Source organism: Streptomyces sp. NPDC006476 (genome assembly GCF_040612015.1).
GTDB classification, from domain to species: domain Bacteria; phylum Actinomycetota; class Actinomycetes; order Streptomycetales; family Streptomycetaceae; genus Streptomyces; species Streptomyces griseorubiginosus_B.
On the sequence record NZ_JBEXPK010000298.1, the window covers coordinates 1 to 1530 of the forward strand.

General features: G+C 70.0%; 1 protein-coding gene. It reads left to right on the forward strand.

Annotated elements, in window-relative coordinates; translation table 11 throughout:
- Positions 1–133: 133 nt before the first annotated feature.
- On the forward strand, positions 134–1530 hold a 1397-nt coding region (locus ABZZ74_RS54150; RefSeq protein WP_356951447.1), incomplete at its 3' end, for an NF041680 family putative transposase.

Genomic DNA, 1530 nt, shown 5'->3' on the forward strand with positions numbered 1-1530 from the left:
AGCTTGAAATTAAACCTTCGGTGATCGTTTGAGGTTCGAGTCGTTCACCCACACGGGAATCTTCCGGACATGACGACGACCTCCCTTTCACGCTGTGTGATGTCGAGTCGCACAACGGGCCAGGAGGTCGCCGGTGTCGAGTGTCGTCCTTGAAGTCGCTCATCGGCAGGCGCTTGCCGAACTGTCCTCCTTTCGGATGGAGTTGTATGCGGCGATGCCGCGCCGTGCTGATGCGTTGTTCGAGCTCACGGATGCGGTGTTGTGTGCGGGCGGCCCGGTGGTGTCGCTGCCGGAGTTGTCGCTTCAGGTGGTGCACCGGCGTGGGCACGGGGCGATGTACGACGCGCTCGCGCAGGGCCGCTTGAATGTGTCGCGGCTGCGGTTGGTGCTGGCCGGGCTGGAGCTGCCGCGCGGGAGGGACCGGCAGATCTCGATCGCGCTGGATGTGACACCGTGGCCGCGCCCGGACGCGGAGTGCTCGCCGGACCGGCTGCACTGTCACCGGCCGTGCCGCTGCGACGGGGTGCGGCAGACGATTCCGGGTTGGCCCTACCAGGTCGCCGCCACGCTGGGCGGTGGCCGCACGTCGTGGACCGGGCCGCTGGATGTGGTCCGCCTCGGCCCGGACGACGATGCGACCGAGGTCACCGCCGCCCAGATCCGGGACCTGCTCGCGCGCCTGCGCGAAGCCGGGCAGTGGTGCGAAGGCGACCCCGAGGTGCTGTTCGTCCTGGACGCCGGCTACGACATCGTGCGCCTGACCTGGCTTTTGCGTGACGCACCGGTCCGCCTGCTCGGGCGGATCCGCGCCGACCGCGTCATGCACCACCCGCCAGGGCGCCGCAAGGGACCCACCAAAGGCCGCGGGCCGCGTCACGGCGAGCCCTTCCGGCTGGCCGACCCGGCCACCCACCCCGCACCCGTGCAGGAGTCCACCACCCGCCACGACCGGTTCGGTGCCGTGACCGCCCGCTGCTGGGGACACCTGCACCCCAAACTGGAACGCCGCCAGGGCGGTTGGGCAGACCACCCAGGTGACCTGCCCAACGTGGAGGGAACGTTGGTGCACCTCGCGGTCGAGTTCCTGCCCGGCAACCGCGATCCCAAGCCGCTATGGCTATGGCACTCGGTCCCCGACGCCGATGCGCACGACGTCGACCGCCTGTGGCGGATCTTCCTCAGAAGATTCGACATCGAACACACCTTCCGGTTCTTCAAGCAGGCCCTGGGCATGACCCGCCCCCGCCTGCGTCACCCGGCCCAGGCCGACCTCTGGGTCTGGCTGATCCTCGCCGCCTACACCCAGCTCCGACTCGCCCGCACCCTCACCGGCGATCTGCGCCGGCCCTGGGAGAGGACCCTCACACCGGACCAGCTCACTCCCGGCCGGGTCCGCCGCGGCTATCCCCGCATCCGCAAGATCCTGGGCACTCCCGCGAAACCGCCGAAAGCCACCCGTCCCGGCCCAGGCCGCCCACGAGGCCGTACCAGCAGCGCCGCACCCCGCCACCCCGTCGGCAAACACCGGCA